The sequence below is a fragment of the Terribacillus saccharophilus genome (assembly GCF_002272745.1).
GTDB classification, from domain to species: Bacteria; Bacillota; Bacilli; order Bacillales; family Amphibacillaceae; genus Terribacillus; species Terribacillus saccharophilus_B.
In genome coordinates this window covers 356,536-382,208 of record NZ_NPBD01000002.1, presented here as the reverse complement: position 1 = coordinate 382,208, position 25,673 = coordinate 356,536, and the positions used below count along the sequence as shown (strand labels likewise).

Annotated in this window: 25 protein-coding genes, 1 pseudogene and 1 riboswitch; of the genes and pseudogenes, 8 read left to right on the top strand and 18 right to left on the bottom strand. The window is 38.8% G+C overall.

From position 1 onward, the window contains the following. Nucleotides 1-137 precede the first annotated feature (137 nt). The 7 genes from hisIE to CHH58_RS03700 are packed head-to-tail and all read right to left on the bottom strand — an operon-like array spanning nucleotide 138 to nucleotide 5,764. Nucleotides 138-788: a bifunctional phosphoribosyl-AMP cyclohydrolase/phosphoribosyl-ATP diphosphatase HisIE gene (hisIE, locus tag CHH58_RS03730; protein WP_095227179.1), complete on the bottom strand. Its 651-nt coding sequence runs from the start codon at nucleotides 786-788 to the stop codon at nucleotides 138-140. Continuing rightward, complete coding sequence (gene hisF, locus CHH58_RS03725) at nucleotides 778-1,536, bottom strand: imidazole glycerol phosphate synthase subunit HisF (RefSeq protein ID WP_095227180.1); 759 nt, start codon at nucleotides 1,534-1,536, stop codon at nucleotides 778-780. The genes hisIE and hisF overlap by 11 nt, the downstream gene beginning before the upstream one ends. Further along, nucleotides 1,533-2,156 (bottom strand): imidazole glycerol phosphate synthase subunit HisH, encoded by a 624-nt coding sequence (hisH, locus tag CHH58_RS03720; protein ID WP_095227181.1) that lies wholly within the window; start codon nucleotides 2,154-2,156, stop codon nucleotides 1,533-1,535. Before hisH ends, hisF begins: the two co-directional genes overlap by 4 nt. Then, entirely contained in the window at nucleotides 2,153-2,740 is a 588-nt protein-coding gene (gene hisB, locus CHH58_RS03715) for an imidazoleglycerol-phosphate dehydratase HisB (RefSeq protein ID WP_095227182.1), read from the bottom strand. Before hisB ends, hisH begins: the two co-directional genes overlap by 4 nt. A gap of 17 nt (nucleotides 2,741-2,757) precedes the next feature. Then, nucleotides 2,758-4,035 carry a histidinol dehydrogenase gene (gene hisD / locus CHH58_RS03710; RefSeq protein ID WP_430980827.1) on the bottom strand — a complete coding sequence of 426 codons (1,278 nt, stop codon included), beginning with the start codon at nucleotides 4,033-4,035 and terminating at the stop codon, nucleotides 2,758-2,760. After that, nucleotides 4,029-4,649, bottom strand: a complete 621-nt coding sequence (gene hisG / locus CHH58_RS03705; RefSeq protein ID WP_095227183.1) for an ATP phosphoribosyltransferase — start codon at nucleotides 4,647-4,649, stop codon at nucleotides 4,029-4,031. The genes hisD and hisG overlap by 7 nt, the downstream gene beginning before the upstream one ends. Continuing rightward, nucleotides 4,646-5,764 (bottom strand): ATP phosphoribosyltransferase regulatory subunit, encoded by a 1,119-nt coding sequence (locus CHH58_RS03700; protein ID WP_095227184.1) that lies wholly within the window; start codon nucleotides 5,762-5,764, stop codon nucleotides 4,646-4,648. The genes hisG and CHH58_RS03700 overlap by 4 nt, the downstream gene beginning before the upstream one ends. Nucleotides 5,765-5,884: 120 nt before the next feature. Between CHH58_RS03700 and hisJ the strand changes: the two genes are divergently transcribed. After that, entirely contained in the window at nucleotides 5,885-6,712 is an 828-nt protein-coding gene (hisJ, locus tag CHH58_RS03695) for a histidinol-phosphatase HisJ (RefSeq protein WP_095260577.1), read from the top strand. A 248-nt stretch (nucleotides 6,713-6,960) separates the two neighbouring features. Here the strand turns inward: hisJ and CHH58_RS03690 are convergent, their stop codons facing one another. After that, on the bottom strand, nucleotides 6,961-8,250 hold the full coding sequence (locus CHH58_RS03690) for a Na+/H+ antiporter NhaC family protein (protein WP_095227186.1): 1,290 nt from the start codon (nucleotides 8,248-8,250) through the stop codon (nucleotides 6,961-6,963). Between the two features lie 83 nt (nucleotides 8,251-8,333). Next, a riboswitch (SAM riboswitch) is annotated at nucleotides 8,334-8,442 on the bottom strand. A gap of 592 nt (nucleotides 8,443-9,034) precedes the next feature. Between CHH58_RS03690 and CHH58_RS03685 the strand changes: the two genes are divergently transcribed. After that, complete coding sequence (locus tag CHH58_RS03685) at nucleotides 9,035-9,343, top strand: ArsR/SmtB family transcription factor (protein ID WP_095262170.1); 309 nt, start codon at nucleotides 9,035-9,037, stop codon at nucleotides 9,341-9,343. Nucleotides 9,344-9,472: 129 nt separating this feature from the next. Here CHH58_RS03685 and CHH58_RS03680 read toward each other — a convergent pair whose 3' ends face one another. Beyond that, on the bottom strand, nucleotides 9,473-9,838 hold the full coding sequence (locus CHH58_RS03680) for a MerR family transcriptional regulator (RefSeq protein WP_095227187.1): 366 nt from the start codon (nucleotides 9,836-9,838) through the stop codon (nucleotides 9,473-9,475). A gap of 112 nt (nucleotides 9,839-9,950) precedes the next feature. Here CHH58_RS03680 and CHH58_RS03675 point away from each other — a divergent pair, with 112 nt between their 5' ends. Together CHH58_RS03675 and CHH58_RS03670 are read left to right on the top strand one after the other, a co-directional pair. After that, nucleotides 9,951-10,589 carry a nitroreductase family protein gene (locus CHH58_RS03675; RefSeq protein WP_095262036.1) on the top strand — a complete coding sequence of 213 codons (639 nt, stop codon included), beginning with the start codon at nucleotides 9,951-9,953 and terminating at the stop codon, nucleotides 10,587-10,589. A gap of 156 nt (nucleotides 10,590-10,745) precedes the next feature. After that, nucleotides 10,746-10,948 (top strand): annotated as a pseudogene (locus CHH58_RS03670) (ATP-dependent DNA ligase); the annotation flags it as partial. Between the two features lie 289 nt (nucleotides 10,949-11,237). Here CHH58_RS03670 and CHH58_RS03665 read toward each other — a convergent pair. The 6 genes from CHH58_RS03665 to CHH58_RS03635 form a co-directional block, all read right to left on the bottom strand. Continuing rightward, complete coding sequence (locus CHH58_RS03665; RefSeq protein ID WP_095262035.1) at nucleotides 11,238-12,080, bottom strand: alpha/beta fold hydrolase; 843 nt, start codon at nucleotides 12,078-12,080, stop codon at nucleotides 11,238-11,240. A 24-nt stretch (nucleotides 12,081-12,104) separates the two neighbouring features. After that, nucleotides 12,105-13,106, bottom strand: a complete 1,002-nt coding sequence (locus CHH58_RS03660) for an NADP-dependent oxidoreductase (RefSeq protein ID WP_095260574.1) — start codon at nucleotides 13,104-13,106, stop codon at nucleotides 12,105-12,107. An 88-nt stretch (nucleotides 13,107-13,194) separates the two neighbouring features. Beyond that, a complete protein-coding gene (locus tag CHH58_RS03655) occupies nucleotides 13,195-14,256 on the bottom strand; it encodes an alkene reductase (protein WP_095262034.1) in 1,062 nt (353 codons plus the stop codon). A gap of 240 nt (nucleotides 14,257-14,496) precedes the next feature. Continuing rightward, entirely contained in the window at nucleotides 14,497-15,246 is a 750-nt protein-coding gene (locus CHH58_RS03650) for an SDR family NAD(P)-dependent oxidoreductase (protein WP_095262033.1), read from the bottom strand. 122 nt (nucleotides 15,247-15,368) lie between these two features. Then, on the bottom strand, nucleotides 15,369-15,944 hold the full coding sequence (locus CHH58_RS03645; protein ID WP_095227193.1) for a TetR/AcrR family transcriptional regulator: 576 nt from the start codon (nucleotides 15,942-15,944) through the stop codon (nucleotides 15,369-15,371). A 1,171-nt stretch (nucleotides 15,945-17,115) separates the two neighbouring features. Beyond that, nucleotides 17,116-17,550, bottom strand: coding sequence for a GNAT family N-acetyltransferase (locus CHH58_RS03635; RefSeq protein ID WP_095227200.1), 435 nt, complete (start codon nucleotides 17,548-17,550; stop codon nucleotides 17,116-17,118). 581 nt (nucleotides 17,551-18,131) lie between these two features. On the opposite strand from CHH58_RS03635, the gene CHH58_RS03630 reads away from it, so the two are divergent. After that, entirely contained in the window at nucleotides 18,132-18,464 is a 333-nt protein-coding gene (locus CHH58_RS03630; RefSeq protein ID WP_095227201.1) for an MmcQ/YjbR family DNA-binding protein, read from the top strand. Nucleotides 18,465-18,810: 346 nt separating this feature from the next. Here the strand turns inward: CHH58_RS03630 and CHH58_RS03625 are convergent, their stop codons facing one another. Then, entirely contained in the window at nucleotides 18,811-19,821 is a 1,011-nt protein-coding gene (locus CHH58_RS03625) for a BclA C-terminal domain-containing protein (RefSeq protein WP_095262032.1), read from the bottom strand. A gap of 829 nt (nucleotides 19,822-20,650) precedes the next feature. On the opposite strand from CHH58_RS03625, the gene CHH58_RS03620 reads away from it, so the two are divergent. Together CHH58_RS03620 and CHH58_RS03615 are read left to right on the top strand one after the other, a co-directional pair. After that, on the top strand, nucleotides 20,651-21,850 hold the full coding sequence (locus tag CHH58_RS03620) for an MFS transporter (RefSeq protein WP_095230380.1): 1,200 nt from the start codon (nucleotides 20,651-20,653) through the stop codon (nucleotides 21,848-21,850). A 96-nt stretch (nucleotides 21,851-21,946) separates the two neighbouring features. Further along, complete coding sequence (locus CHH58_RS03615; protein WP_095230377.1) at nucleotides 21,947-22,561, top strand: sugar O-acetyltransferase; 615 nt, start codon at nucleotides 21,947-21,949, stop codon at nucleotides 22,559-22,561. Nucleotides 22,562-22,728: 167 nt separating this feature from the next. Here the strand turns inward: CHH58_RS03615 and CHH58_RS03610 are convergent, their stop codons facing one another. Next, complete coding sequence (locus tag CHH58_RS03610; RefSeq protein WP_095230374.1) at nucleotides 22,729-23,319, bottom strand: NAD(P)H-dependent oxidoreductase; 591 nt, start codon at nucleotides 23,317-23,319, stop codon at nucleotides 22,729-22,731. A 123-nt stretch (nucleotides 23,320-23,442) separates the two neighbouring features. Here CHH58_RS03610 and CHH58_RS03605 point away from each other — a divergent pair, with 123 nt between their 5' ends. Further along, the gene (locus CHH58_RS03605) at nucleotides 23,443-23,784 is read left to right on the top strand and encodes a winged helix-turn-helix transcriptional regulator (RefSeq protein WP_095262031.1); all 342 of its coding nucleotides are present in this window, start codon (nucleotides 23,443-23,445) and stop codon (nucleotides 23,782-23,784) included. A 96-nt stretch (nucleotides 23,785-23,880) separates the two neighbouring features. On the opposite strand, the gene CHH58_RS03600 is transcribed toward CHH58_RS03605, so the two are convergent. After that, nucleotides 23,881-25,242: an amino acid permease gene (locus CHH58_RS03600; protein WP_095262030.1), complete on the bottom strand. Its 1,362-nt coding sequence runs from the start codon at nucleotides 25,240-25,242 to the stop codon at nucleotides 23,881-23,883. Between the last annotated feature and the right edge of the window lie 431 nt (nucleotides 25,243-25,673).

The following is a 25,673-nucleotide window of genomic DNA, read 5'->3' as shown; positions in this document are numbered from 1 at the left end:
CAACTTTACTATCGATTCTTACAGAAGGTAAGCATTAATCGAATGGTACTATCTTGCGAACTACAATAATCGACCAGTTTATTCGTTTCTATTTGAATGAACTGGTCGATTTCTTTATAACCTTTTTCGGAATGTTGTCACCACTCTTCTATCGGCGGACGCTCTCCTTTGTTATTGCCTTTCTTCTGAAACCGGCGTGCCAGCTCTGCTTCTACCTCTTGCAGACTTACTCCTTGATTAGCGAGCAAAACGAAGCTGTGGTACAGCAAGTCACTTACTTCATTAATCAATTCCTCTGGATCATCATTTTTTGCAGCGATGACGACTTCACCAGCTTCCTCAATCACTTTCTTGCCAATTTTATCGACACCCTTTTGATATAGGTAATTTGTGTAGGATTTCTCAACAGGATGCTTTTTCCGGTCTTCGGCTTCATCCATAATAGTCTTGAAAATATTCGCTTCTTTCTCTGAATCACCAGTTATCGGAGTTTCGTTGAAGAAACAGCTAACTTTCCCAGTGTGACAGGCTGGTCCTTTTGGTATGACACTGATCAGAATTGTATCATTGTCACAATCCAGCTTCATATCAATAACTTGCTGAAAGTTGCCAGAGGTTGAACCTTTATTCCAAAGCTCCTCTCGCGAGCGGGAATAAAACCATGTTTCTTTTGTTTCCACTGTTTTCTCATACGCTTCTTCATTCATATAGGCAAGCATGAGTACTTGTTTTGTCTGGCTGTCCTGCACGATCGCAGGGACAAGTCCTTTGCTAAAATCAGGCTTCACGAATACGTACCCCTTCCTGTTGGCAGCTTTGTTTCACTTCTTCGATGCTGAAGGTTTTATCATGGAAAATGGACGCTGCAAGAGCTGCAGATACATCTGTTTCCTGGAATACTTCTGTTATATGTTCAGGACTGCCGCAGCCTCCAGATGCGATGATTGGTATGCGGACTTCATCGACTATCGCTTTCGTGAGCGACAGGTCGTAACCGGTTTTCACGCCATCAGCATCCATGCTTGTCAGCAATATCTCCCCTGCTCCTCTTGCCTCTGCTTCCTTCGCCCATTCTATAGCATCAATACCGGTGTCTTTACGCCCGCCATGCGTTACGACGTGCCAGCCATCCTCAAACCGTTTAGCGTCGATGGCAACAACGATACATTGTGAACCGAACTTTTCTGCTCCTTTCGTGATAAGTGCCGGCTCTGCAACAGCAGCTGAGTTGATAGCTACTTTATCCGCCCCTGCCTGCAGCATGGTCGTCATATCATCAAGCGAGCGAACACCGCCTCCGACTGTGAAAGGGACGAACACATGTAATGCCGTCTGGCGGACGATATCCATCATCGTTGCCCGTCCTTCATGTGTTGCAGAGATGTCGAGGAACACAATTTCATCAGCGCCGCTTTTCGAATAAGCCGCAGCCATGGCAACAGGATCACCTAGTTCACGCAAGGAGACGAAATTCGTTCCCTTTACGACTGTTCCGTCTTTCACATCCAGACATGGAATAATACGTTTTGCGATCATATGCTTTCCTCCTTGCTAAAGGCTTGCTGACTGCTTTCAAACACGCTCTGCAGAAGGAACTGACCTACTTTTTCGCTTTTTTCCGGATGGAATTGAATACCGCAAATAGTCCCATTTTGTACGATAGCAGGAATTTGGGTGCCATATTCCGTGCTGGCAACAATGTATTCTTCGGGTGTGTTCGCCTGGTAGCTATGCACAAAGTAAACATGCTTGCCGTCATGTTTTTTATATGTCGGGAAGCTGTCACTTACCTCTAAGCTATTCCAGCCGATATGAGGCAGCAAGTGAGTCGTTTCTATCTTATCAACAGTTCCTGGAATGAGGCCCAATCCCTCTGTTTCGCCATGTTCGAACCCTTTTTCAAATAAAAGCTGCATGCCGACACAAATGCCGATAAAAGGCTTTTGGGCAGCTAGTTCTAACAACAGTCCGCGTAGGTTCCGCCGCTCAATCTCCTCCATGGCAGCGCGGAATGATCCAACACCTGGCAGGATGATATGTGTTGCTTGCTCAAATTCTTCTTTTTTGTCAGTCAGGATCGTTTCATATCTTAACTGTTTACAGGCATTTGCAACGCTCGCGACATTACCGACGCCGTAATCGACGATTGCAATCATTCAATCATCCCTTTCGTACTGTTGACACCTTTGATATCTGGATTCACCTTAATTGCAACAGCCAGCGATTGGCCAAGTGCTTTAAACAAAGATTCCGCTTTGTGATGCGTATTGGATCCGTAATGAACCTTTGCATGCAGTGTGATACCTGCGTGTACTGAAAACGCTTGGAAAAATTCGCGTACCAGCTCTGTATCAAAGTTGCCCAGTTTAGGATTTTCGAATTCCGCATCAAACACAAGGAAAGGACGCCCGCTGATATCCAGGGCTACAAAGCCTAATGTTTCATCCATCGGTACAAACGCATTGCCATAGCGATTGATACCTTCTTTCGTACCAAGTGCTTCTTTCACCAGCTGACCTAGCACGATGCCGGTATCCTCCACGGTATGGTGACTATCGATATGTAAGTCTCCCTTTGCTTCTACCACGAGCCCGATTCTAGCGTGACTTGCGAACAGTGTCAGCATATGATCAAAGAAACCGACTCCTGTATTGATTAAGATATTGCTGTTATCATCCAGATTCACTTGCATATTGATGTCTGTTTCGAATGTTTTTCGAGCTTTTTCTGCTGTACGCATTATTACATCCCCCTGTCTCATTTGAACCGGATATTGATTGAATCACCGTGGCCAGTCAGCTGTTCTTCCTCAGTCAGCTGTGTGATAGCCTTTCTGCCCTGCTGCAATGCTTGTTTATCGTAATATGTGTAAGTCGTTTTTTTAATAAAATCATCAACGCTGAGTCCAGACGAGAATCTGGCTGTACCGTTTGTCGGCAGTACGTGATTCGTTCCTCCGTAATAGTCACCAAGTGCTGTCGGAGCATAGGGACCTAGGAAAACTGATCCAGCATGTTTTATTTTTCCTAAGGTTGATAGCGGGTCAGCTGTCTGGATTTCCAAGTGTTCCGGAGCGAACGCATTGGACAACTCAAAGCTTTCTTCCACGGATTCTGTTAAGACTAGTGCGCTATCGCCATTGATCGCTTCCGTTGCAATTGCTTTACGTGGCAGTTTCTCCAACTGACTTGCAAGCTCCGCTTCTACTGCTTGAATCAGTGCTTCGCTTTCTGTCAAAAGAACCACTCTTGCTTTTTCATCATGTTCTGCCTGTGCCAACAAGTCAGCAGCGATAAAGCAAGGATCTGCTGTTTCGTCCGCTATGATTGCCACCTCTGATGGACCGGCAATCATGTCGATTCCAACTTGACCGAAAACGAGCATCTTTGCTGCAGCCACAAATGCATTACCAGGACCGACAATTTTGTCGACTGGCGTGATGCTTTCTGTTCCGTATGCCAAGGCTCCAATTGCCTGGGCACCGCCTATCTTGTAAATTTTATCTACCCCTGCTATTTCAGCTGCAGCTACTAAAACCGGAGCAATTTCACCGTTATTCTTCACCGGTGTCACCATAATGATTTCCTTCACACCTGCCAGCCGTGCTGGAATAGCGTTCATCAGAATCGTAGAAGGATACACTGCTTTACCGCCAGGTACGTAAATGCCGATACGTTCCATTGGCAGAACGAGCTGACCGAGCTGTTTTCCATTTTCAGCTGCCATGATTCTGGATGCTGTGACTTGTTTCTCATGGAACGCCCGGATATTGGCTGCTGCCTGCTGTAAAGCTGTCACCGTTTCAGGAGCCACCTTTTCTTTTGCTTCTGCAATTTCAGCTTCTGAGACAAGGAGCTGTTCGGCTGTCGTACCATCGAATTGCTCGGTATATTTTCGGACAGCGATATCACCTTCCAGCCGGACATCTTTCAAAATAGCCGATACAGACTGAATCACCTCGGGCTCGAAACCGCTATCTGCTTTTCTGGTGCAAAACTGTTCCAGGAATTGCATGCTTGTTAGTTTTTTCAAGATTGCGCCACCTCTTCCTGTAGCACAGAAAGGTATGGCTGAAGGATATTGCGTTTCATTTTTAAAGATGAACGGTTTGCTATGACTCTAGCTGTAAAGTGCTGGATATCTTCAATCACTTCCAAACCGTTTTCTTTCAAGGTTGTGCCAGTTTCGACGATATCGACAATGGCATCTGCCAATCCAAGGAGCGGTGCCAATTCCACGGAGCCTTCCAGTTTGATAATATCGACTGACTCGCCTTTTTCTAAGTAATACTGCTTCGTGATATTGGTATACTTGCTGGCAATTCGTTTCTTCCGATCCGGCCAAACTTTTCCCTTTTCAGCAGCAACAGCCATCTTACAAGCACCAAAGGGTAATGGAAAGAGATTGAATACATCTGGCTGGAATTCAGCAATGATGTCTTCTCCTACGATTCCCAGGTCGGCAATACCATGCTGTACATACGTTGTCACATCTACGCCTTTGGCGAAGAAATAGATCGCCTCATCCGTTTCAACGCTCAACTTGCGTCCTTTCTCCACCAATGGCGTGCTGTCGATACCTCTTTCCTCCAAATATGCGAGGAATTGCTTTTCGACTCGACCTTTCGTTAATGCGATGACTGGTTTCATTTCTCGACCACCTCGTATCCTTCTCCGCTCTGAACCACTTGATAAACTCGATTATAATTTTCGGCTGTTGCTTCTGTCCTGACGTCTACAACTGCATCCGGGTATTTATAACGCAGCGCTTCAGCTGCGATCAGACCTTGCTCATCCGTCAGCAAGCATATGCGTTCTTGATTTTCTGGTGCCGACAAAGCAGCCGCAAGTACATCCATATCAAATGCCAAGCCGACAGCGCTCATCTTACCGCCAAACTGTTCGTACAGCTCGTCATACCTGCCTCCAGAGAAGCATTCAGCCCCACTTTCAGCCAGGAACCCTCTGAACATGGCGCCATTGTAATATGGAAGCTGCTTTACACGGCCCAGGTCAACGATGACATCCTGCCCAAGCTCTTCAAGGGCAGCCGCAAGCTGCTGCAGCTCTTTAATGACAGGTAGTAATTTCGAGTTATTTTCCCACGCTCCAGCGAATTTATCTAAAATGGCTGTTCCGCCGAATGCGTCCGCTAATGCAGCCACTGCTTCAGCTGTCTCTTCATCTCCTGCTTCCTTCACAAGACGGTATACTTCATCCTTCCGCTTATCGTGCATCGCCTGTCTGATCTGAGAAGCTGTAGCTTCATCAAGTTCTAGAGATGCAATGAATGTCTCGAAGATTTCCGTATGACCAAGCTCGATGCTGTACTGCTGCAATCCGAGTTCCCGCAGGAAGCGGACAGCCGTAAACAGGCTTTCATATTCCCCATATAGACCTGGTGTCCGGATGATTTCGATGCCAGCCTGATGGCTTTCGACACCTGCATGATCTTTTTTGAATACAGATCCGGCATAAGCCCATTTCTGCTGATCCGACTGCTGATTCGCAAGGGCACGAGCAACAGCAATCGTCCAATCCGGACGCAATACTTCGATCTCCCCTTCTTCATCGAACCATTTAAGCATCTTTTTAAGTGTCATACCGGCATATGGATTGGTAAATGTTGTGCTATACTCAATCACAGGCGTTTCAATCGCTTGATAATTTCGTAAATTCACGACAGACTGGAACTTTTCATATATAGCTACACGATTGACAAGTTGTCGACCTGTCAAATCACGGCTTCCTGCTGGTAAGAACATCTATAACCCTCCGATTCTCTCTTTATCATTCTACCACTTTACTCAGATAAAGGATTTCTATTGATTTGAATTTAACATAATGAGATACTTACGTCAACACATAACGAAAGGAGCAAGCATATGCTAGGAGATTTTCACGTACATACCCAGTATTGCCAGCACGGCGCAGACGATAAAATGGAAGCTTACGTCCTGCAGGCAATCGAAAAAGGGTTTACCCATTTATCATTTACAGAACATGCTCCGCTCCCGGAAAGTTTTACAGATCCTGCTCCACATCGTGACAGCACCATGGATCGAAACAAGGTGGAAGCTTATGTAATGGAAGGAAAAGCGCTGCAAAAACAATATAAAAATGATCTGCAGATAAATATCGGCTTTGAAGTTGATTATATCAGAGGCTACGAACAAGAAACACAAACTTTCCTTGATATGTACGGTCCGGAAATGGATGATGGTATACTTTCTGTTCACATGCTGCAAGCGCCGGATAAGTCTTTCTTCTGTATTGATTACAGTGAAGAGGAATTTGAACGAGCTGCTGATGCGTTTGGCGGACTGACTCCATTGTATAAAGCTTATTATGGCAGTCTGCAGGCTTCAGTTGAAGCTGATCTCGGCCACTTCAAACCTAAACGTATTGGTCACATCACTTTAGTTCAGAAATTCCAGCTTGCTTATCCGAAACCAGCTGACTTTTCAAAGGAACAGCATCTGCTTCTGGATCTTATTAAGAATAAAGGTTACGAACTCGATGTGAATACCGCTGGTCTTTATAAACCATTTTGTAAAGAAATCTATCCACCAGCTGAGCTTATAGCGTACGCAGCAAAGACGGGAATTCCACTCGTTCCTGGTTCAGACAGTCATGCGGCTGGAGGAATTGGTAAGGGTTTTGAATATTTATCTGATTATTCTCTCCATCTTCCGCAGAGGTTAACTTTATAAATGAAAAAACAGCTGCTCCCAAGGATGCAGCTGTTTTTTCATTTATACTGAATACTATTGAAGTTTTGTTGTTGTCATCACTCTTAGTAAAGTCTTCCTTGTATATTTTTATTAGGTAGTACCAATTTTTAACCACTACGCTAGTATGCGGTATCACAATTCCGCTTGTTCCGAAATTGTTTCTATTTCCATACTAGAAGAAAGTTAAATTAATGCACATTATGCTCTTATGGAGAACTGAAGAAAAGTCATTCTTCCGAAGTATTTTTCTTCTTCGGATATCCAATTAAAATGGCAATAATACCACAAATCCCTATCATGATTGGATAAAAGCTGTATGGGATAATACTGATTGGCGATATTCCTGCTACGGTTGCTGCAGTCAATAATTGAGCTCCGTATGGCAAAAGACCCTGGATTGAGCAAGAGAAAAGATCTAATATACTAGCTGATTTTCTCGGCTCTATTCCATACTGATCTGCAATATTCTTAGCTAGCGGACCAGTAATTAATATGGAAATCGTGTTATTAGCAGTTGATATATCAGTTAGACTCACAAGTCCGGCGATACTAAATTCGGCACCCTTTTTCGTTTTAATTCTTCGCGTTGCTAGGTGCAGAATATAGTCGATTCCTCCATTAAACTTAATTATCTCTACCATTCCAGCTATTAATATTGCAAGGAAGGCAATTTCATACATACCTGCCATTCCATCACCAATATGTTGCATCAGGCTCATGAAATGATAGCTGCCATCTATCAAGCCAACAGCTCCCGCGAGAACAATTCCCAAAACCAGTACGAGGAAGACGTTCATACCAATTAAAGCAAAAACTATAACTAGAACGTAAGGAATTATCTTTATCCAATTATAGCTTATGTGCTCCACTTGAGCTGATTCACCCATTGCAATGAATCCTAAAATGATGCAAGTTACAATAGCTGCCGGTAACACAATCCAAAAATTAACTTTAAATTTATCTTTCATCTGTGCGCCTTGCGTACGAACGGCAGTTATCGTTGTGTCTGATATGAAAGATAGATTATCACCGAACATCGAACCACCAACTATTGCTCCCATTACCAAAGCCATCGAAAGACCGGTTTGATCGCTAATCCCTACACCAATTGGAGCAAGAGCAACAATTGATCCAACCGATGTCCCCATCGACAAAGAAATAAAGCAGGCAATGACAAATAGGCCAACAACTAGTAAGTTTTGCGGTACTACTGAGGTAGTAAGGTTTACAGCAGACTCTACTGCTCCCATGCCCTTCGCCACTTCAGAAAATGCTCCTGCTAAGATAAAAATAATCACCATAAGCATTACATTGGCATTACCTGCTCCTTTGCAGAAAATATCAACCTTTTTAGTAAGAGATTCTCTTCGGTTCATTGACAAAGCTACACCCGCTGATATTGTGATTGCTACTATGACCGGAAAGTTATAAAAATCTCCTGTGATAATTCCTGATCCAATAAATAAAACTAGAAAAACAATAAATGGGATGAGAGCCCATGGATTTGCTTTCTTCATTGTTCCACCTCTGATTTTGTTTTACGGCAAAAAAAAACCCTCATCTTAAATCCATAAGAAGAGGCTTTATATCTATAAAACGCTCCTTATCTATCAAGCCGCAGCTTGCTGGATTTGGCACAGCAACTTAATCACATAAGTTCCGCTGCCGAGATTTCTTCGGGCCAGTCCCTCCATCTCTCTAAATAAGAAGAAAAGAATATTTTTTTCACAATAAGTAGGATTATACACATCTCCTATTCTTTTATCAATAGTTTTAGAAATCCTCGATATTGCTTTCTCTATATCTCCTTATTAGAAAAGCAACTACATAGTAAACATCCCTCTTTTATACTCATTCAAAATTGCTGTTTATAGAGGTTTAATACGTCTTCTCAAAAGCACCCTCGTACTAGACCGGTTCAGTAAACTGTTGATTTGATTTTCATACTCGACAACTTCCCTTACCGTACTTGCGTTCCGAAGTTTCTCTACTAACACTCTTAACTTTTGCTTTTCACGGCAATTAAGATTTTTATTCTCCAATCTTCAACTTTTCCTTTTACTCTCTACATCATTCAATGATCCTAACTGAAAGATTCCCTTCTCGTACAACAGACAAAGACTTATTCATCGTTGAAGTGGACCTTGCAGATGGCGAGACATCTAAAGTTAAATAACAGCTGTTTATTTTATAAAACCATAGGGCATTCAATGTTCTATGGTTTTGTACAATAACCTTCACCTGAATCGGTTCCCCTGTTTATTTGACATATCGCCGAAAGGACGATTTATAATTATGTTTATGAAACCTGTAGAGATTTTTAAAGCGTTGTCTAATGAAACAAGACTCCAAATTTTAGAATGGTTAAAAGAACCTGAGAAACACTTTTCGCCTCAACCCGTGGAAGTGAGTGACTTTAGTAAATCAGGTGTGTGTGTGACACAATTTCACGAGAAATTGAATGTTACACAATCTACGGCTTCTCAGCATCTTTCCCTTCTGAATCGAGCTGGTCTCGAAACCGCCCAGCGGCATGGTAAATTTACGTACTACAAAAGGAACGAAGAAGCATTTAAGCAACTTCAGGAGATGATTGGAAAAGACATATAAATTTTATCTCCTTTTTGTTTAGCACTTCGAGATTCCCAATATTAAAACACATTTAGTAGAGCATATAAATATGTCTCTTCTTTTTTCACCTATCGAATCGTCATATTATGAAATGACGAAACATAATAACTAAGGTCTTCCAAATCCATGTTCACATGAAATATCATCAGTAAGTAAATCTTGAAGATATTTTTTAGATTTTTCTAATTCTCTCTCAGTATCTTCAATCTCTAAGATTTTCGTTTCAAGTAAATCTTTTAGTAGATTATCTGATATACCATTTATAGAAATCATATTTTTAACCTCACTAATAGAAAACCCAGCATCTAAAACTGCTTTTAAAACACGTAAGTAATTAATACTGTCTAAAGTATAAACGCGATACTTATTCTTATCTCTTAGTATGAGATCATCTGGAAGGACACCCATTTTCTCGTAATAGCGTATTGTTGATATTGGCAAATCAAGAAGTTTTGCCACCTCACTAATTTTCAAAAAAAAGCACCTCTTTTCTTATTGCTATGAAGTATGGTTTATAGTTTAACATATTTGTTGTGAGTATCCTGCAGAGCATGATTTCACTAATAAAAAATAAGGGGTTATCCATTTGACGACAAATATAAATCAAAACGATTTTAGCCAAATAATAAAAGGCCGCCGATCTGTTCGTGCCTATCAGCCAGATTACAAGATTCCTAAAGAAGAGATGATGAAGATAATTGAAGAAGCATCATCCGCACCTTCATCGGCTAATCTTCAGCCTTGGCGAGTAGTGGTTGTTGACAGTAAAGAAGGAAAGGAAAAACTGCGACCTCTCGTTATGTTTAACACGACTCAAAATGATACATCTTCTGCAATGCTTCTGATTTTTGGAGATAATAAATTCTATGAAAATGCAGAATATATTTATAATATGGCTGTGGAGAAAGGTAAAATGCCTCCAGATGTACGTGACAGTCAGTTAAGTGCAATCAAGTCTCATTATCCGTCACTTTCTAAAACGGTCGCCAACGATGTCATTAAAATAGATAGTTCGCTCTTTTCCATGCAGTTGATGCTGACAGCAAGAGCTTATGGGTATGATACTAATCCAATGGCTGGTTTTGAATCAGATAAATTAGCCGAGGCTTTTGAATTGGATTCTAAACGATATATACCTGTTATGATTTTGTCTATAGGTAAAGCTGCAGAACCAGGATATGATTCTCTGCGCCTTTCCCCAGAACAAATTACATTTTGGCGTTGATAATTGTGTACATTTCCAAACATTTAGTTATTGCACTCTATTTTCTACTCAACACGTAGTCTCGTTAGCATTTGTACTCATATTTTCCTGATTTAACTCTAACCAAATAGATACATTACTCTCACCCCTATTAGATTATAATGGGGGTGATTGTATATATGCATTTCACTGATGTTATTGCACAAAGCAGAGGAAGCATTCTTAGATGATGAATACCTTAGTGAATCGAAATATGATGGTATACGATTAACCCTTTCAAAATGGAATGGAAACGTCAAACATTATACACGCCATAATAATGAAGTAACCAGTCGTTTTAAAGAATTGTTAGATAAGATATCCCAGACGCTACGGTTTTATCAAGACTAAAATTAGAATATAGATTTATCAAAGGTCGTTACATATTATATAGGGCCAATATGTAATGACCTCTAATTCAACAAAAGCCCCCAATAGTTTAAGTGTATTTCTTCATAAACTATACTATCAGCAGTCCATTCATAACAGAAATGCTGCCTTGTTTGTGCCTAAGGAAAAATAAACAAAAAAAGCATTGAACCTTTCTGGATCAATGCCCCAAATCTTAAGATTTTCTATATCAATAAGTGTTGTGCTTTTTTTAAGTTAGTGCCAAATAATAAAACTATATTAACTTATGAATGTTTTTACCATTTCGACAAACTCATTTGGATATTGAAATAAGGAACCGTGTCCTGCATGGTCAAATATTTCTAACTTACTATCGGAAAGTCTACTTGCCAAATTATATGAGTTTTCTGTTGGAACCATGCGATCATGATCTCCATTTATTATTAGTGTTGGCTGAACAATTTTAGATAGATCCGCAGGCCTGTCTTTGCCCCACTTATTGATTGCATCTAATTGTGATCTATACGCTCTCATACTGATTGTTTTATCACGATGGTTTTTCCTTTTTTTAATTTGAATTAGAAATTCTTTAGCCTTTTTCTTGCCATTCTTTGTGTTTGGGAAAAAGAGATAGTTCTTTACGTCTTTGAAAGTCAATATTGCGCGGACAAAATCAAGATTAGTAACACGTGTGACATTGGAAATACCTTTTCCTCCTCGAGGGCCCGTACCAACTAATACCAGCTTTCTAACCAAGCTTGGTTCCTTTAAGACTAATTCCTGAGCAATCATTCCTCCCATTGACAGACCTATCAAATCTATCTTTGAAAATCCTAGTAGTTTGATAAATGTGATGGCGTCGTGTGCCATTTGAGAAATGGTGTTTGGTACTTTACCATTGGATAGTCCTACTCCAGTGTTATCGAATGCGATGACCCAACGACTTTTAGCAAGACCATCAATAATCCGAGGATCCCAATTATCAAGATTAGCTGAAAGATGTGTCAATAATATAATCGGTGTTCCTTTTTTTTCTCCTAATTCTCTATAAGCATACCGTTTACCATTCTGGTGCTGAATAAATAAGTTAGGTGCGTCAATATAAGAATAATGAATCGACATTGCTACTTCTACTCCTACTCACCTTTAAAATTTAATAACTACTTTTCCTTTTGTCTTTCCTTTTGCTACTAAATGTAATGCATCATTAATATCATCAATTGTAAAATTGGTAGGATCAATGGCTGGCACAATATTGTTTTCTTCAATGATTTTTGTGATTTTTTCCAATTGTTTTCCGTCAGCTCTTACGAAAATGAAGCGATATTGAACACCTTTTTTCCGTGCTTTCTTATCAAATTTCGAGCCAACTAATCCAAAAATAAGTTGTTTCCATTTAGGCAGACCTTTATCTATTGCAAACTGTTTATTTGGTGCAGTACGAAGACTTAGTAACCGACCACCTGGTTTGATAATGGATAACTCGCGTTCGAATTCATCAGCACCTAAAGTATCGATTACAAAATCAACTTCGTCTAATATTTCCCAATAATTTTCCTTTGTATAATCAATATATTGATCTGCACCAGCATTCAACGTTCTCTCTTTAGCGGAAGGACTACCAGATACAATAACCTTTAATCCCATTGCTTTAGCTATAGGAACAGCCATTTGTCCAAAACTTCCTGATCCTCCTGGTATAAACACTGTTTGTCCCTTCTTTGCTTCTAACTCTTCAACTAAGCCTTGATATGCCGTCAAACCAGTCAAAGGTGCAGCAGCTCCAGTAACGAAATCTAAATTTTTCGGCAAATGCCATATGGATTTAGCATCAACTGCAACATATTCCGCAAATGCCCCGATTTTTTCAATAGGGAGTCTTGTATAAATAGGATCTCCAACCTTAAACCCATAGTCTTGTTTACTCACTTTTTCAACAATCCCTGTTAGTTCATTACCTAATATAAGAGGCATATCATAGTCTTGTATTAACTTTACACTTCCTGTGATATTTAATATTTCAAGTGGATTTATTGCAGCAACCTTTACCTTTATCAGTACTTCATTATCTTTCATACTTGGTATAGGGATATCAACAATTTGTGCTTCAATGTTTTTTGAGTATTTTGTGATTTGAGCAGCTTTCATATTCTTAATCTCCTCTTAAAAAACCATCAACTCTTACATTGATGGTTTTTCTCATTCGTTTATCTCGTCATTCATAGTCTAGCCTGTTTTATTCTTTTAAGAACGGATAATCTGTATACCCTTCCGCTCCTCCTGCATAAATGGTATTTCTATCAGGCGTATTTAGTGGGGCATCCAATTTCAATCGCTCGACAAAATCTGGGTTGGCTATCATCCAAGTCCCTACAGTTATAACGTCCGCAAGTTCATTATCCAAGTCTACTGTAAGTTGGTCTAAAGTACGTCCTGCTCGGTTGACAAGAAGTGCTTGTGACCAAAGGTGACGTATATCTTGTAATAATGATTCGTTTCCGAAGTGCATGATGTGTAGATATGCAAGGTTGAGCCTATCTAACTCGCTGATTAAATAACGATACATTTCACTACTTGTATCGCCCTCTTCTATACGATTTAGTGTTCCTTGAGGAGAGAAGCGTATGCCCGTTCGTTCTGGACCAATCTCATCCACAACTGCTTTTGCTATTTCTATGGCAAATCGCGAGCGATTTTCAATCGATCCACCGTACGCATCCTGACGGTGATTTGCATTTTCACTTAAGAACTGTTGAATAATGTAACCATTTGCTCCGTGGATCTCAACTCCATCTGCACCAGCTTCTACCGCTGCTCGTGCTGCTAAACGGAACTCATTTATAACATCCTTTATTTCTTCTTCACTCAACTCTCTAGGTGTAGGAATTTCCTTCATCCCTTGTGCTGTAAATATTTCTGTATTAGGTGCAATAGCAGAAGGCGCCACAGCTTGACGGTGATGAGGCGTATTGTCGGGATGTGATACACGGCCTACATGCATAAGTTGAACAAAGATTCGTCCTCCTTCGTTGTGCACTTTTGATGTTACCTTTTTCCATCCCTCAATATGTGATTCTGTATAAATACCAGGTGTATTAGAATATCCCTGACCATCATCTGAGGGTTGAGTCCCTTCACTTATTATTAAACCAACAGATGCACGTTGGCCGTAATACTCTGCTGCCAAATCACTAGGTGTGCCATCTGGCAGTGCTCTACTCCTTGTCATTGGTGCCATACCTAAACGATTTTTTAATTCTATGTTTCCAATTTTGACTGATTCAAATAACTTGCTCATATAATTTCCTCCTTGTTCATAGGTATATTGATATTAGTGGAATGGTTGCACAAGAATTGGCTACAAAAAAGGAATTTGCTTTTTTGATTGATAATCCTTTGTAAAGATACTATTTCCGCATATTTATTTGTTTCAGTTGAACGGTAGAAGTAAAACACGAAGTCCTCCAAAGCAATCTCTGCATTCCCACCGGTCGATTCATTCTTTCACCTTTCAAATAAAAAACTCATATTTTAAAAATTAACCTGCAATTATTGGATAAATTTGATCTCTTATCTTAAATTCATAATTTTGGTCTACCACACCTACTACCGCATTACTATCGTATATTTCCATCATAAATCCAGCTACTTGCTTAGCTGTGTGGTACATAGGTAAATTTTCTTTATAATTGAAACTATCCAAATCAGTTGCATTTTTAGCGAATTCTGTTTCCGTCATAGCTGGTGCTAACACTTTTGCTTTTAATTTTGCACCTTTCAATTCTAGTTCTTTTGCAAGACCTTCAGTGAAGGCACTGACATAATATTTAGATGCAGAATAAGTGACAGTTCCAACAGCAATTGCATATCCGAGTGCTGATGATACATTAATTAACTGAGTTCCCTCTTTCTCAGCAAAATCTCGAACAAATAATGTTGAAAGGATTGTCAAAGATTCTATGTTAACCCGTAACATCGTTTCAACTTTGCTTAAATTTTGATCTGCTACAAAAGCAGATTCACCAAGACCAGCATTATTAATCCAAGTCTCAATTTCATACCCTTTTAAGTTGTTATACAGGTTATATGCCTGCTCTGTGACAGACAAGTCAACTGTGCGAATGATAACATCTAATTCGGGATTTATATTTTGAATTGCGGTTTTTAGTTCTTCTAATTTATCTAATCTTCTTGCAACTATAATTAAATTTTTTCCCCGAGCAGCGAATGCTAATGCTGTCTCATACCCTATACCTGAGCTTGCTCCTGTAATAACTGTGTATTTCATATTAACTCTCCTTAAATTTAAGTAATTTAAATTAGCATTTAGTCTTTAAAATGTATCAACTGTAGTTCAGCTAGATTGATTATCACCTTTTGAGAACGATCGTTCTCAAAAGAGCAAAAAAATTAATCTAATACCGAGAGCGTTATATCAATTACATTATTTAATTTATCTATGTCATCGGTAGTTTTGGTCATAACACGTAGTCCTACTAAGGAATTATGAAGAAATTCCGATGTTTTTTTTGCATCAAGATGTTTAGATATTTCTCCAGATTTTTGACCTCTGAGCACTAGATTGTTTAGCAGTAATTCGGTCTTAGAAAAGCTCTCCACTACCTTTTCTGCTGCTTGATCATCATGTAAAGACAACTCAACTGCCGTGTTTACCGTCAAGCAACCAATAATTTGTTGTTCATCTCTGACAATTACCATTTCAAATAATTGCCTGATGGCATCCTTTACCGATTCCAGTTGGTTTACTTTATTCTCTGTTCTAATTCTTATTATTTCATTATAATGCTCTAACGCTTTTATAAATAAAGTATGTTTGTCCCCAAACGTATCATATAAGCTACGACGATGGATACCCATATACTTCACTAAATCTTGCATGGAGGTTTTTTCATAGCCCTGTATCCAAAAAAGTTCCATAGCTTTTCGTAATACTTCATTTTCATCAAACTCTTTATTTCTAGCCATACTATCATTTCCTTTGAGTTAATCTTAGAGTAACCAGAAAATAAATAACATTTGACTTTCTCGTCCTCACGCCAATAATATCATTTTGAGAACGATTGGTAAAGAATTATTTTTATGCCCAGTTTGTAATACAAGAAAGGTTCACCAAGCGCTTGAAGAAATTGTCTTGAAGAAGTCTGATTCTGTAATATTAGCCAGGCAGTAAGATCTCCTAACTGGTTAAAAGCGATAAATCATCAATTCATAGAGGTCAATTTTACAGGACTTCGCGAAGACAAATTCGGTCTCCTAAATGTCTCTTCTATAACTCCAATATAAGAATCTATTTCATTAAAAAAGGACGCCTTCTTATTCAATAAAAAGTGCCCGATTGTTGAAGATTACTATTTAACTAAAGCTATCGATACTTCATGTGAAACTACAGTATTTAACAGTAAAGTTCAATTAGCTTATTTTGCCTACCTAATAATCATATATATAAATACTAGTACTACTATTAATAATGCTATGATTACTGACATCCATCCAATCTTTACCCTACCTAATAAACGATCGATAATAAAGAATAGGATAGCAGAACCAAGACCAAACACTAGTAATACTGCTCCGCAGCAACAATGAATTAAGAAGGCGGTAATTTCACGAGTATAAGCTTTTTTAGAAATCTGCCTACTAAGCCAGTCGCTAAAAAAGGAAGCAATAACTCCGTACGTAATTACAAACATAAAGTTTAAATAATATAAATTTAAATATAGGTTAAAAAATCTGTTCACTTCAAAGCCACCAAGTAATGAAAAGATAAGTGCAAATAACAAACTACTAAGAATAGCAGTTAATATTTTTCTCTTTAAAATAATAGCAATTTCCCACTCTCTTATTATTTTGGTAATTAACTTACATCTTATAATATATTTCAAAATATTATATAAAATTCCAACATAGATAACTATATCTCACTCAGAAGATGTTGCTGCAGGAAATGCTACCGACAGATGAAAGGTTTGTATATGTACAGCATTTTGAAGTTCAACTTGCTGAGATCTTTATTGTAACCGAACATGCCCCTCATTTAATCTTATAGCAGCTATATCAATAAATCATTCACCTGGTTATTTTTTTCATTGTTACTTCTTGGTTCATCGTACCAGTTAATTGAACAAGAATACGGATATTAGTCAGATTGAGATAACATTTTAATAAAATATTTTGGGGATTCCGTAAACCCTTGCCGCATATAAAACCTATGTGCATCTTTTCTCCTTAAATGGCAATGCACTTCAATTCTATCGCAGTTTCTTTTTATGGCTAAATCAGTACAATATTCTTCAATCTTACGTCCTATCCCTTTACTTCTAATGTTTTTATCAACTGCAAGGTAACTTATCCTTGCGAAATCTCCTTTTACAGCTAACTGAGGTATAAAATGCATCGAAATTACAGCTATAACACTCTGATCCTCTTCAAACACTAATAACATCTCATTCGGATTCATAAGAAGTGTTTCAATTTTTCCCTTTAAAAAAGGTTTCGTATCTGGATAGTCTAACTGGTTTAATAACAAAGAAATTTGCTTCCAATCCTCAACCTTGGCTTTTCTTATCCCCATTCATTTCACTCCCAAAATTTAAGAACTCAATTATACCTAAAAGATAAATAATTGGAAAATATACTCAGTTTACGGTATGTTGATTTATATAAACTTCCTTGGTAAGTTTGGGCTTGTTAAAGAACTTAGCGTTAGCTAGTCTTTGAGTGCATGACAATTGAAGAAGTGCGGCTAGTTCCTGAAGCGGGGTTATAAGACGGGAGCCGTCATCCCTAAAGGCGGGGGTGCAAACCCATTAACTCATTAACATGTGGACAGGAAAGGTGTAAAAAGGACAAATTACTTAATCAGTGATTAGTCCTTTTTGTTATCTAATTTATGTAATAGAAGTGTATAAATAAAAAAGCTGCCTAAAGGCAGCTCATTAACTCATCTTTTTAACGGATACCGCTTATGTAGACGTAATAGAATGGCGGATAAAATGCGATGCCCTATCCACTACATATCGTGTACAAGTTGCTATCTTGTTGAAGAGAAGTCTATGAGTGTTGATGCCCCCTATAGATATCAAAGAGAATCCTTTCGTCTTGGGAGGTCTTTGTAAAAGGAATTGGATATTAAAACTAAGGAGTCGATTAATTATGAAGAATAGGCAAGAAGCTATAAACTATTGTAAGCAGTATAAAGATGTTTATGAAGACAGACCATTTCGAGATGATAATTGGACACTTATTAGGCATAAGGAAACTGATAAGACATTTGCTTGGATATTCGAGAGAGAGAATAGGATCTGGATTAATATAAAAAATGAACCTGGTATGAATGAACAACTCAGAAATGAATACGATTCTATAGTCCCCGCTTATCATTTAAATAAAGAGCATTGGAATTCTGTAATATTAGACGGCACAGTTCCTGAGCAAGAAATCCATGAATTAATTAGTACAAGCTATGATTTAACAAAGGATAAGTAATTTGAAAAGACCCTTTTGTGTAAAAGGGTCTTTCTTTAATGCTGCAAACGACAGCTATATTATTCTAGTCCCAACTGCGCTTTTGATTATACGACAGCAGGATCTCCTTGGAAGGTAATATTAGCGCTGGCTCCAAAACCACCTTCACCTTCCCAAGTAATCTAAATGCCCTTTGTAGTCGATACGAAACATCACTAAAAAGAGCAACGCTAATGCCCTGCTCTTATCTTCTTAATCTTTATTATAATTCTGGATGAATAATTGTTTCCACTAAAACTGTATTACTCTTGCAGATAAGGCTATGATGTTTTATAAAAATTAAATGGACGAACTCTGAATTTCCCATCTAACCTAAATTTTTTATAATAATAGAAGAGTTTACATTAGTTTGAGTGCCTCCAGCTAAAGTCTGAAGGATTACTGCTGAAGCAGAAGTATGGTTTCGTAGGGTAAGAACATCGCCGGCTGCTATTGCGATTATCGCCTGGCCATTATTTTGCTGTGTTCCGGCACCTGATCCATAAACTGTCCCTGGAATTGGCGCACCATTTAAAAATAGAGCAAATTGGTTGGGTTCTACACCTGACACTGAAAAAGTAACCTCGTAATCTCCTGGAACAGTGACTGCAATTTCAGCAGTGCCTGGTGCGTGAGTAATTCCGGCCGTTATTATTCCCGTTGAATCAAAAATAACAGGGTCCTCTATAGCAACCGTTTGAGGACTTAAATTGTAAATATAACCGTATTGGGATAACCCACCAGCCGCTCCTGTTGCTCCTGCTGGGCCTGCTTCTCCTGTTGCTCCTGCCGGTCCTGCTGGTCCTGCTGGTCCTGCTTCTCCTGTTGCTCCTACCGGTCCTGCTGGTCCTGCTTCTCCCGTTGCTCCTATTGCTCCTGCCGGTCCTGCCGGGCCTACTGGTCCTGCTGGTCCTGCTGGTCCAATTGCTCCTGCTTCTCCTGTTGCTCCTGCTGGTCCTACTGGTCCTGCTTCTCCTGTTGCTCCTGCCGGGCCTGCCGGGCCTACTGGTCCAATTGCTCCTGCTTCTCCTGTTGCTCCTGCCGGTCCTGCTGGTCCTATTGCTCCTGCTTCTCCTGTTGCTCCTGCCGGGCCTACTGGTCCTGCTGGTCCTACTGGTCCAATTGCTCCTGCTTCTCCTGTTGCTCCTGCCGGTCCTGCTGGGCCGATAGGACCCTGTATCCCTTGAATTCCTTGTAGTCCCGGAAATCCTCTTGGTCCTCTTAGTTCTTTTTTATCGATTTCACATGTAATATGCTTGCCACATTCGCATTCACATTCAATTTTTACTTTTTCATTTCTTTTTCTCCTGCACCTTGGGCAATTGCATTCCTCTTTCATGTTTGTTCCCCTTTTCAACGGTTATACAATATTATATGGGTGCAAAGACTTAAAGGTTATATAAATGGGCTACCAGTTTAACATATTAAAAATCTATGCTAATACTAAGTTTGTTGAAGTTCATATTAAAAACTGTGCGATTTTTTAATTGCGAAACGCACTGCTATTATAGCTGCGTTAATACGTGTTTTTATATCTGCGGGTACTCTTTCCAATGTTGAAAAGCTTACCTAATACCAATCCTTCGGTTTTATCTGGACTCTTTCATCAACCCAGTACGTGTTATATACTCTTTCTGTGAGCGTTTTTAGTGTTTAGAAACATATTTTATAACTCTTCCTGGGGGTAATTTATAGAGGTTCGCTAATTGGCTCACATGGAGTAGTCTGGTCGATTGTTATTGCAGATGCCGTCACATTCCTTGTCTGTGCTGTCATTCTGTATGTTTTGCGGAAGCAGGAAATTGATAGCATAGTATATAGAAAACATATAACACCCAGAAAGCAGGACAAGAGCATTCATTGCTCCTGCTTTTTTTGTTTCTGCATTGTAGCATTCTATAGACAGAAAGCAACATGCTTAAGGGCGAAAAAACATGAGTATATTTGATCTATCCTTAAAAACATCTCGTTTCTAATTTCATGCATGTTTACAGTGAATGAAGCAGGAGATTAATGAATAAAAATATAATTAAGTAAGGTCATATGGATAACTTTGTTAGTCATCTAATACGATATTGCGCCGCATAAGTAAAGCGTGATTTATCTGCATTGTGAATTGCTCAAAATGTTTATAATGTAAGCTCCCTTTATATGAATAGGAGGATATAATGTTCTTCATTTTTTTAATTTACTTATCATTTATTAGCTTAGGATTACCTGATTCTATTCTGGGGTCTGCGTGGCCGCTTATGAACACTGACCTTGGCGTTCCGATTGGGAATGCAGGTATTGCTTCTATTATTATATCTACCGGAACAATCATATCTAGTTTGTTTTCATATAGATTAATTAGAGTTCTAGGCACCGGTAAAATCGTTATAATAAGTATAGCGATGACTGCCGTTGCATTACTTGGTTTCTCGTTTTCCCCTTCATTTGCATGGTTATTATTATGTGCTATACCACTGGGTCTGGGTGCTGGAGCGGTAGACGCAGCCTTAAATAGGTTTGTTGCTACTCATTACGAAGCAAAACATATGAACTGGTTACATGGTTTCTGGGGAGTCGGAGCCCTACTAGGTCCCATTATATTATCAACATTAGTTCTTTGGGGGAATTCTTGGAGAAGTGGATATTTTACCATTTCATTATTACAATTTGCACTAGTCTTGTTGCTCCTGTTTTCACTTTCAAAGTGGAAAAAATACGAAGCTACTGATAATAATAGCATTCAATACAATAAAGAATTCAATTCTGAAAGCAGAATGGGATTGTTTAATTCATTTAAGAAAAAAGGCTCTATCTTCGGAATGGTATCATTTTTCTTAATAGCATCCACAGAGGCTTCCATAATGCTCTGGGGTTCTAGTTATTTAGTCAGAATAGAAGATGTCCCAGCCGAAAGTGCTGCTGGTTGGATTTCCTTGTACTTTCTTGGTATGACGGCTGGCCGTATGTTAAGTGGGTTTCTCTCAATCCGTATAAGCAATGAAGCTTTGATTCAAATAGGTTGTACTCTGACTGTTTCTGGTTTATTGATAATGTTACTTCCATTACCAATCATTTTTACATTACTATCCTTTGTAATTATAGGAACAGGTCTTGCACCAATCTACCCTTCTATGTTACATCAAACTCCTATTTATTTTGGTAAGCATAATTCTCAAGCAGCAATGGGAATACAAATGGCCTTTGCTTACACAGGTGCTACTCTAGTAGCGCCCTTATTAGGACAGTCACTTGCTAATATTTCGTTTTTGATATTCCCTTATTTTCTTCTAGTATGTGTAGCTGGAATACTGTTCTGTCGATTGATCTTAATACGCGCAAACAAAATTACTGTTGAGTCTAAACGATTGAGTCAATAATCGAATTGCCGTTTTGAAACCTCCTGAAATAGGAGAACGTAGTTATTGATGTAAAATGATATTATAATCTATCTTTTTAGAAATGAGGTTGTACATATGGATAAAAGTATTAAAGATGGCCTCCACAACAGCAGTATGTATTTACCAGGAGATAAAGAGTTTGCAGAACGTCAAACCCTGTGCCTAGAACGGCTATACGACTTTAATCAAACGCGTCCAAGTGAACTAGAAAAAAGAGAGGCTTTGCTTAAAGAGATGTTCGCTGAGATTGGGGAAGGTTGCTATATCGAGCCTCCACTTCACGCAAATTGGGGCGGAAACCACGTTCACTTTGGAAAGAATGTTTATGCAAACTTTAATTTAACTCTAGTGGATGATACTCATATTTACATTGGAGATTATACAATGGTTGGTCCTAATGTAACGATAGCAACAGCTGGACACCCTATCTTACCCGAACTACGTGAAAAAGCATATCAATTTAATGTACCAGTAACTGTAGGAAGAAACTGCTGGATAGGAGCTGGTGCAATTCTTCTTCCGGGGATTTCAGTAGGAGACAATACAGTCATTGGAGCAGGCAGTGTAGTTACGAGGGACATACCCCCAAATGTTGTAGCTGTAGGGAATCCGTGTCGAGTACTCAGAGAGATTACTGATCATGATAAAGAATTTTATTTCAAGAATTTAAGGGTAGTAGATAAGAAATAATAATGAAAGAAGCCGCACTTTACTTCAAGTGTGGCTTCTTTCATTATTATTTCTAAAGCTTAAAATGTTACACCATATAGTTCCTTGTTCATTCTCATCTTTAAAAGAGTGCTTCATTTCCTAGCTGGACACGGTATAAAACTTACAAGGAAAGTAGAAAAGGACATTTAATCAACTTTAAGTTTTTGGGGTATTTCTTCTAAAAATTGTCTTCTTTTCTCATCCGTCGTCAAGTTTACTCCAGAAAAATGAATCCAGTTGGTGTATTCATTTTTTAATCCCAAGTCAGCTAGAGTTCGGTTAATGAAGACTCCCTGAATAGCATTTCCACCTTCAGATTCAATGTACTCTTTATCAGTTGTAGAAGTAGAGATTACAGTTGTTTTTCTTATGTTTGTCAATAATCCTTTCAGCTCACCTGTTTCTTTATCTTCTAAAAAAGCAAAGCCACTCAACATTACTTTATCAATGAACCCTTTTAAAATAGCAGGTAAGTCCCACCACCAGACAGGGAAAATGAATATTAACTCAGTGGCCTGTTTTAGTTTTCTCTGATATTCCTTAACTAATTCGTATGGCGTTTCACCCTTATTAAATAGCTTCAATTCTTCAGCTGTATAGGCCGGATTAAACTCATCTCTATAAAGATCGATCACTTGAAATATTTCTCTCTTAGCTTCTAAGTCATTTGTTATAGAAGTTAAGATTGCATGATTAAAGCTTCCTTCCCATGGATGTGCATACACAATTGTTTTCATTATTGTTCCTCCTTTTTCCTTTTCTTTTCATTATATTTTGTTATACATTTAGTTTATTGAATGCCTTGAACTTCTACAAGTACGGTAATTAAAGTGCGATACTTACCTAAAGGAGAGTGTTAAATGGAGAAAGAACACTATGGATTTAAAAATAATATAAAGGAAACCGGTTTTGGATTTACTCTATCTTTAATAGGCAGTAAGTATAAAATGACAGTTTTATATGCCTTATATATAAGTAATAATCCTATTCGATATAATCAGTTGAAACGGATGCTTGGTGATATTTCCTTTAAAACGTTAACCAATACATTAAAGGAACTTGAAAATGATCAACTAATTAATCGCAAAGAATATCCTCAAGTGCCTCCAAAAGTAGAATATAGCCTAACCGAAAAGGGATTATCATTGATTCCTGTATTAGATGCAATTTGCTATTGGGGGGAAGAGCAATTAGAGAAGTGATTTTTAAGGTTAACAAATAGAATACAAAATAGACCAGAAAATTTTCTGGTCTATTACAAAGCAAAAATGCGTGTCCCTATAATGGACACGCATTAATCATTTTTTCTTCAGTTTATACCCTATTACAAGTATCAGTACCCATATAGGCAATATATAAAGAGCCAAACGATAATCTGGCATGAAGCCTATAATAACTATCACCGCTACTAGGAATAGCAGTACGACATAACTGGAAATAGGATATAGCGGCAGCTTAAAGGATAACTTGCTTGCTGCTTCCTTTCCTATGCGTTTTCTAAAAGCTAAATGAATGATAACAATCATACTCCAGTTGATGATACCCGCAACTGTTGCAGTTGCCATCACGTAGCCAAATACCTTCTCCGGCATTAAGAAGTTGATAATAACTGCAATCCCTGCCACTCCAGAAGAGAGTAAAATAGCTGGTACTGGTGCACCTGTCCGTTTCCCAACACGTTCTAGGAACTGCGGTGCGTTGCCTTGCTTCGCTAAGGAATGCAGCATGCGTCCATTACTGTACAAACTACTATTGTGTGCCGACACAGCTGCAGTCAAGACAACAAGATTCAATATTCCAGCTGCTGCCGGTATACCGACCCCGTCGAGTATTTGGACAAATGGACTGCTTTCCCCGTCTATTTGATTCCATGGGAAGATAGACGTAATTATAATCATTGCACCAACATAGAAGATTAGGATGCGGTAAACAACTTGATTAATCGCTTTGGGAATCGTCTTTTTTGGTGATTCAACCTCACCCGCTGTTATACCTACCAGTTCGACCCCACCGAAGCTGAACATGACGGGTACAAGCGAAAGAAGAATGCCTATCATCCCGTTCGGCAGGAATCCTCCTTCATTAAATAGGTTGGAGAAACCGGTAGGTACACCATTATTTCCAATACCAGTGAAGATGATTAATAAGCCTAGAATTATCATGCCGATAATAGCTATCACTTTGATTAGAGCAAAATAAAACTCGAATTCACCATATAGCTTGACACTCAATAAGTTAATGCAAGTAATCAGGACAAGAAATCCGAATGCTGTCAGCCAAGACGGTACTTCCGGAAACCAATATTGGACATATATGCCGACGACCGTCAACTCAGCCATCGTTACTGCCACATAATTGAACCAATAGTTCCATCCAGAGAAGAATCCGAAAAAGTCCCCTAAATTCTTATAAGCATAATAACTGATTGAACCTGAGTTTGGCGTATCAACTGAAAGCTCACCCAGAGCTCGCATGATAAAGAAGATCATCAAGCCGCCTACCAGATAAGCAAGTGGGATAGCCGGTCCTGCTAATCCGATGGAAGAAGCAGAACCATAAAATAGGCCCGTTCCAATTGCTCCGCCCAGTGCAATCATCTGTACATGCCGGTTTTTTAAACCTTTTTGTAAATCATTAGTCGATCGGTTGTTTCTTTCCATAGTAAAAGCTCCTTGCTACCTATTCTCACGTAGTTCGTTTGGTCGATAGTAAACAACTTACAATAAGTCATCTAGTACAACTGCCAAAACCACAGAAGAATATTGAAAACTGTGGGATGTTTTATATGTTATATCAAATAAACTTAATGATAAAACTATAATAAAGATCACTTATTAACTATCTATGTGCACATTGTACCAGTGTAAACTTTTACTTCAATAAAGTCTATTGTAACTGTGTTAGAGCTCTTTCCGTCAACTGCCATTCATTTTTACCTCTCTTCAAACTACCAATAACACCAAATACTCTTTTTGGAACTATTAACCATGATTCAATAACCTATCTACAGTTATTTATTTCCTTACTAAACTTTAATATAGCTTGAAAGTGAATGAAGAATCTATGAAAGAACAACTCTTTCAAAAGAAAA

Coding starts and splice junctions, on each gene's coding strand:
- hisF (WP_095227180.1), bottom strand. CDS start 1,536: ATGATCGCAAAACGTATTATTCCATGTCTGGATGTGAAAGACGGAACA.
- hisH (WP_095227181.1), bottom strand. CDS start 2,156: ATGATTGCAATCGTCGATTACGGCGTCGGTAATGTCGCGAGCGTTGCA.
- hisB (WP_095227182.1), bottom strand. CDS start 2,740: ATGCGTACAGCAGAAAAAGCTCGAAAAACATTCGAAACAGACATCAAT.
- hisG (WP_095227183.1), bottom strand. CDS start 4,649: ATGAAACCAGTCATCGCATTAACGAAAGGTCGAGTCGAAAAGCAATTC.
- CHH58_RS03700 (WP_095227184.1), bottom strand. CDS start 5,764: ATGTTCTTACCAGCAGGAAGCCGTGATTTGACAGGTCGACAACTTGTC.
- hisJ (WP_095260577.1), top strand. CDS start 5,885: ATGCTAGGAGATTTTCACGTACATACCCAGTATTGCCAGCACGGCGCA.
- CHH58_RS03690 (WP_095227186.1), bottom strand. CDS start 8,250: ATGAAGAAAGCAAATCCATGGGCTCTCATCCCATTTATTGTTTTTCTA.
- CHH58_RS03685 (WP_095262170.1), top strand. CDS start 9,035: ATGAAACCTGTAGAGATTTTTAAAGCGTTGTCTAATGAAACAAGACTC.
- CHH58_RS03665 (WP_095262035.1), bottom strand. CDS start 12,080: ATGTCGATTCATTATTCTTATATTGACGCACCTAACTTATTTATTCAG.
- CHH58_RS03660 (WP_095260574.1), bottom strand. CDS start 13,106: ATGAAAGCTGCTCAAATCACAAAATACTCAAAAAACATTGAAGCACAA.
- CHH58_RS03655 (WP_095262034.1), bottom strand. CDS start 14,256: ATGAGCAAGTTATTTGAATCAGTCAAAATTGGAAACATAGAATTAAAA.
- CHH58_RS03650 (WP_095262033.1), bottom strand. CDS start 15,246: ATGAAATACACAGTTATTACAGGAGCAAGCTCAGGTATAGGGTATGAG.
- CHH58_RS03645 (WP_095227193.1), bottom strand. CDS start 15,944: ATGGCTAGAAATAAAGAGTTTGATGAAAATGAAGTATTACGAAAAGCT.
- CHH58_RS03635 (WP_095227200.1), bottom strand. CDS start 17,550: ATGGGGATAAGAAAAGCCAAGGTTGAGGATTGGAAGCAAATTTCTTTG.
- CHH58_RS03630 (WP_095227201.1), top strand. CDS start 18,132: ATGAAGAATAGGCAAGAAGCTATAAACTATTGTAAGCAGTATAAAGAT.
- CHH58_RS03625 (WP_095262032.1), bottom strand. CDS start 19,821: ATGAAAGAGGAATGCAATTGCCCAAGGTGCAGGAGAAAAAGAAATGAA.
- CHH58_RS03620 (WP_095230380.1), top strand. CDS start 20,651: ATGTTCTTCATTTTTTTAATTTACTTATCATTTATTAGCTTAGGATTA.
- CHH58_RS03615 (WP_095230377.1), top strand. CDS start 21,947: ATGGATAAAAGTATTAAAGATGGCCTCCACAACAGCAGTATGTATTTA.
- CHH58_RS03610 (WP_095230374.1), bottom strand. CDS start 23,319: ATGAAAACAATTGTGTATGCACATCCATGGGAAGGAAGCTTTAATCAT.
- CHH58_RS03605 (WP_095262031.1), top strand. CDS start 23,443: ATGGAGAAAGAACACTATGGATTTAAAAATAATATAAAGGAAACCGGT.
- CHH58_RS03600 (WP_095262030.1), bottom strand. CDS start 25,242: ATGGAAAGAAACAACCGATCGACTAATGATTTACAAAAAGGTTTAAAA.